The sequence below is a fragment of the Cedecea davisae DSM 4568 genome (assembly GCF_000412335.2).
In the GTDB taxonomy this organism is placed as follows: Bacteria; Pseudomonadota; Gammaproteobacteria; order Enterobacterales; family Enterobacteriaceae; genus Cedecea; species Cedecea davisae.
The window spans coordinates 1,997,237-2,003,772 of sequence record NZ_KE161030.1 but is presented as its reverse complement, the minus strand read 5'-3'; the positions used below and the strand labels follow the sequence as shown (position 1 = coordinate 2,003,772).

2 protein-coding genes are annotated in these 6,536 nt (G+C 43.4%); both read right to left on the bottom strand.

Going from position 1 to position 6,536, the window contains the following annotated elements:
* Window positions 1-16 precede the first annotated feature (16 nt).
* Window positions 17-3,715: an RHS repeat domain-containing protein gene (locus HMPREF0201_RS09315; protein ID WP_147293927.1), complete on the bottom strand. Its 3,699-nt coding sequence runs from the start codon at window positions 3,713-3,715 to the stop codon at window positions 17-19.
* Window positions 3,716-3,858: 143 nt separating this feature from the next.
* On the bottom strand, window positions 3,859-6,536 hold a 2,678-nt coding region (locus tag HMPREF0201_RS09310), incomplete at its 5' end, for an Ig-like domain-containing protein (protein WP_016536343.1).

The window sequence follows — 6,536 nt, the reverse complement described above, 5'->3', positions numbered from 1 at the left end:
TCTGTTGTCATGAATGTCATTTGATTGTTGTCCTTATCTCACTAACCAGTTCATTCCCTGCATAATAGAGATTGCGAATATCTCCATCGCCAATATATTGTTTAATTAGACGATTCCCGGCATCATAATAATATTTGCTATCTGTAATTTCGTTGCTGCTGGTTGCCAAAAGACGCCCTGTATTGTCGTAACTTAACGTCCGGCCGGACTCATCCTTAATCAGGCGTCCGCAGCCATCATATTTAAGTCTAATCATCTGAGGATAATTAGAGTGGGTATGTGATACTGATGTTAGCTGAGTAGGATCCAGCGGATTATCATAATGATATGTTGCAACATCTACATTATCATCAATTAATGTCGTGGTAACATTTCTTATGTTACTCATTGAATCGAGGACGTACACCGTGGATTTAAATAAATTACCATATCCATCCGCAGGTAATTCCTTTCCTGATGCCTCATACCCAATAAGGCGCTTACGCGAATCGTATGAATAATTTTCTAAACGTACTGTTAAATTATTCTGAGTGATTTCTCTGGTACCAAGCAACCCGTTTTCATACCATGTTGAGCGCTCAGAAACGCGTGTGCCATTGCTATCATTTATTTCCCTACTAATTTCACGACCAAAATCGTCATAATCAATTTTGGAAACTAATGAGGCACTCGTTTCAGTATCAGTCATCGTCTGACGATTAACTCGCCCTAATGGATCATATTCAATATCTACAGTCAGAGCTTCATCTTCAACTTTTATGATACGAGAATACTCATCACGAAAGTATGTCATAGATTTACCATTCACATCTTTCCATGTGACAACTGCATCAGAAAGTAGACGTGAATACTTAGTAGTCATTGAGATTTCATCCCGGGTAATTGTTTCTCCATTCAGGCTACCAGAAGCTGCCCATTCGTTTTTATTTACAGAGTCTCCCTCACAGGCAGTGAGTACCTTACCCGTCAGAGGATCGTAAGTGAACGTCTGAATGATATTATCGGTAACAATACTACTAACTACATTACCGAGTTCTGGAATATAAGTATATTTTAATACACCTCCATCTGGCTGGGTTATTTCTGAAGGGAGAGGATTACTACCAATATAAGTATAATGAGTCGAGCGTCCACCACAATCTTCATGGACCAATCTTCCGAGACCATCATAGGAACGAGTTCCTGGCCTCCATGAGTTATTCATGTTATCCAGAACAACAATTTCAATAGAGTTATTTTCTGTTAAATGAGGTGCGTAACGGTTTAAAACACGGCTTCCATCTGGTAATAATCGTTCCACTTCTCGCCCAAGATAATCATAACTAAATTCAGTTATGATATTACATGGTTCAATGATCTTTCGTATCCGACCATGCCCATCATAGACATAATTAATTTCATTTAGGGTTACAGCATTAGTATCGATAAGCTCTCTACGAATTGGCAAAAAACTACGTTCATCAAAATGTGTACGCTCCACACCAGTTATTGTACTCCCTGAATTTGACTCCCCCAGCAGCTGTATATCTTTCATCATTCTTATTGGGTCAGTTGATGATATTTTTGACAACCCGGATGATACATTGACTTTCTGAGCCTCCCCCCACTCACTGTATTCTACACTTTTATTTAAAGTATACACCGTGCTATCTTCATCATTAGTAAGCCAGTCCAGGCTATTGGATTCTATAACCTCGCCTATTTCGTCATACTTCGCATTATATATCTCATAAATATCACCGGTATTATTAATATCAAGAAGTTTACGCTTAACAAGACGCCCTTCACCATCAAAATAAGAGATTGTCTTTGCACCCGTTGGAGCCGTTTCTGTCGTAGAAGGCATAGTGGTTTTGTTATATGACCATGTTGTTATATGTTCATAATTGCTATGGGGTGCTAACGCCCGGCTGGTGATTCTGCCAAAGCTGTCATATTCATAAGCAGTCTTTACCCCCTGTGAGTCAACCTCTTCCAGTAAAAACCCTGTCAAGACAGAAATAGTTCTTGATGTAGTCACCTGTAAACCATCATGTGTAATAATAGTCGTTTTCTGAGTCATCTTTTCATCTGAAAAAGAGGTAGTAAATGTCTGCTTTGTGGCATATTCAGTTAGATCATCGGTATTATATATTTTTTCTGTAATTGCAGTAATACGGCCAAATTCAGGGGAATCTGTGTTCGACGCATACTCATTCTCGATTTGTTTGATAAGCGTGTCGCCGCTGTAAATTCTCTGAGTACCTTGCGTAATATATGCTGTATGTCCAAGTTGGGAGTAAGTATATATTGTCATTTCTGATGGAACATCAGAATAACCATTTACCGTTGGAAAAGTGGCAGATTTCTTTTTCAGATAACGGGTAAAACTATCATTAGATGGAGGACATCCGTCCTCACCTTTAGGGTCATACCAAACATATGTGGTAAGTATTCCATCGGGTGATGTACTACTGATGGGGTTCCCTTGCTCATCATACTCGAAGAGTGTAATTGCAGGCTTTCCTGAATTACCCGTGCTATCGCTTAGATACTCCTCTTTTTTCCGGATTAGCAGAAATTGTTCAGGCTGTTTTTCAAAATTTTCATTAACGTCAGCATAGTATTCCATTGACTGTACGCTAGCGGCTCCATCTCTTTTTCTTTGCTCCTTAGTCATTTGATGAAATTTATTAAATGTTCTTGTCGTTATTATTTCTGTCTTTTTACCGGTAAGTGTCTCTGTAGATGAATATTCATAATTACCGGTAATGCCAAAGATATTATCATTGTGCGGTTCCCAGTCATTATTGCCTCCCAGCCCCAGATAGTTAGTGTCTGACCAGGACCATTTGGTCACGACGTCTGGCTGTCCTCCACCAGGCATTCTTGTATGGCGAACGATTGCCGGAAGTGCTTTAAGTCCTGATTTGTCAGGGAATCGCATAATATTAGCCTGCCAGACCACATCTTCTCTCAGACCTGTAGGGGTATCCATTCCACCGATCAAATACAAATCACCCACTGTTTGATAACTGAATAGCCACTCAAGGGAAACAGCTGATACCGTCTCGTTTCTCTGAAGTGATAAGCTACGATGTGCTAGCTTAATTAAATTATTATTTGCGAAGCTCAATACATATAAAGTTTCATTATTGCTACCCGGGAACAATGACAATATAGTTGACAACCCGTCATTATATTCTACTCCGAGTAATGTTCTGACACTATCTTTCACAGCTGTCAATCGTGGTACATCGCCAGTGTAATCCCACTGGAAATTAACGGTATGGCCCATCGGGCCTGAGAGCTCAACAGGCATTTTGATTATCGATAATTCATTTGGACCCATCAGCGTTTCTGTCATTCCGTTTTTCCACACAACACTATAAGATGATTCACTCTTAATGAAACGGAAGTTATTCAACTTTTTTTGCAAAATAACAGGCTGACCGGTCGTTTCAGTAACGTGGTATTGTTCACCTGACGATAAGCTCAGCGTTCCTGTATGGACATCATATTGTGTAAGTCCCAACGAAAATCCCGTTCCGAATCCTAAGTTTCTCAATGAAAGAGGATCATATGCTAATCCCAAATTAATTACAGGGCCTAATGCATTATTGGCCGAACAGGAAATAAGCTGTAAACCAACATTATACAAACCTGTTCGTGGATTAACACTAGTATTGACACTGCCGTTGAAATTTTCCGCATGCGTATTAAAGTCATCTCTCATTAAATCACTCCATTAATAATATTAAACCCCATCACTATTAAAAGGCATGATTATGCCCACACCATTACTAAGCACATATGACAATTACTAATTGAAAATAAAATACAGACCCCTGAGTTTAAGGGGTCTGCTTATTCTAAGATTTATGAAATATAAGGTTTATCGTAATATTCGCTTTCATCCCATTTGAAATGCAACCTTCCAGTATTACCGTAATCATCGGTAATGACCAGGTCAGGCTCCAGGTCTACCGATGTCCACCGGTATGGCTTAACGGCTATAGGCGTCTTGACCTTCAGCAGGGTAATGCACGTTTGATCTTGTCCTTCCGTGTCACTGAACTCAGGAATAGATACCCGATAGATAACGTCTTTATTCTCGTCAGAAAAATAAATTTGACCTTTATTCAGTATTACCGTGGGGCCAGCAAACCAGATATTCGCCGATCCTTCCTGCACATCCTTTGTGGTCACCCCCATTACGGCACACTGGCGACCTGAACCACTCAGACAGTCAAAAACAAACTCCTGCTTATCCTTCCACATAGTCTGGATATTGCTTATCGTGATATCGTCAATAACACCATCGCTAAATTTTCCCGTTCTGAATTCTGTGATGCCGTTGGCGTTAGGGGAAATAATGAACTTATCTATCCTTATCTCACATTGGTCATCACGGTCGGTGTAACAGCCAACAGCTACATCGAGGCTGGCCCAGTCCGCCATCATTTTAGTCACCGGGGCGGATGGTGCCGTAACAGAGACTCCCTTATTTACTGAATAAATAATGCCCGGACGACCGTTAATTATCAGCGAGCTGTCAAAACCAGAAGATTCACCATTTGCTGTACTGATAACGGTTCCATCCTTGAGTTCAACGCTTACGGCAATCCTCTTCGCTGAACTTTGCTCATCCTTGTCACAGGTGACATATAAGGTATAAGTATTAACATTCTGGGCTACATTTTCCTTTATCTGATTAGCAACCCCAGAAACCGGCAGTCGTTTATAACTATTTTCCTGCACCGTATATACCCATCCAGCGGAGCCACCGCGGGGCAACTCTTCGCCCGTAACGTAATCAACAAGCTTCATGTGCGGTAAAATATCGTCCAGTTCAACACTAATGTACTCAGGTCTTCCCGTTTCTTTATCTGTTCTAAACCCTGTGAACTGGATATTAACAGCAGCCTGGTTTACCCCATTTTTATATAGCTCAGCCTCACCAGAACCAACTTCACTGGTTACTCGTAATGTGGAGACCCCTTCCAGCAGGCTCCATGGATTGGCCTTCTCGGAAGCAAGGTCAACAAGCGCATAGCCGGAACGCAAAGGCATATCTTCTGCCATCGTCGCGATAATCACCAGTTTATCTCCCGTCACGCTCTCCGGCGCAGTGTAGGTAACGGTGTATTTCGGCTCATCCTCGTTACCTGTAACCTTCAGATCACTCAACGTGCCGGAGCCTTCTTGCGGATGAAGCCCCCATACCTCCGGATTAATTTCACCATCGCCGGTCGCGGAAAAAAGTTGCACTGACTCCAGAGGCATTTCCGTCAGCAGCGGCGGTGTTAGCGGAAATTCCGCATGTGCGGTTCGGCTGACCAGCAGCACCCGTGCCGTTGCGGTGCTGCCGTCAGAAGCGCTGGCAGTCACAGTGACCCATGAATATCCTTTGGGCCAGGCGTCAGAAGGGGTTGTGTACAGGCCATTCTTGTCAATGGCTCCCGTTGGACCAGTGGACTCTTCCGGCGACACGCTCCAGCCAGCAAGGCTAGCGCAGTCTGCCATCGTCGCACTGAACTGAAGGGATAATTGTGTATCTGCCACCTCTTTGATGGCCGCAAAAGCAGGTAAAATCATGACTGAGGACGGCACAACTGCAACATAGGCAGAAGCTGTTCCCTTATTACGGCCGGTTGCGGTAATTTTCACACTCTGCAGAACGCCGTGGATATTCTCCGGAGCCCGGTACAGGCCGCTGGCGCTGATGGAGCCGGCACCGGAAGGTGAGACATTCCAGCCCACGCTGGCGTTGGCCGTAAACTGCACGGTTTTCCCGGCGGCAATAGTCGTGTTCAGCGGTGTAACGTTCAGGGATGTCAGCGCCGGAGAGATATCGCCAAATACAATCATATCGCCCGGTAGACCGGCAGATTTCAGCTGGTTGATATTCTGCTCGGGGAACAGGATATGGTCGACGGCAAATACGCTGATTGACTCAAAGTTAACACTGCCAATTGAACCAAGAATGGTTGCAGTTAATGCATTGTCAAGCTGGCTCTCCATCTGACCACTCATTTGGCTTCTTTGGCCAACATAGTCAATAAAAGGCGCCAACTCTTCATCAAAATTATTAATAATGCGGAGATTACCAACATTTGGTTGGATCTGAATAATTTCACTTTCCGCATTGACCTTGATAGCGTTCGTACCCTGACCGGAAAGCCTGAAGCTGAGAGCAGCCTTCTTGTAATTGTATGCACAGATCAATCCACCGCAATGCCAGATTGCACTTGCAAATTGAGTTGTACGCTCCGGGCAAGAGCTAAAATCCAGTGAGAGCGAGTTTCCCTCTGTTTCCAGGCGAGCCCCCCTGAGGTCAAAAATCATATCTTCATGTACTTCGCCATACATATTACCGAATTCATTTTTATAGCGTCCGGACCATGCAGTGGAGTTATCATCTCCTTCTCCTAACAGGCGAATGTAATCCCGCCGGATAGTGGCATTATCAGAGGCCACAAGGGACCAGGCCGCATCATCGGCGCTCCCTCCCCGCTGCATCACCCATTCTCCGGTATCCAGAACTTTATCCATGG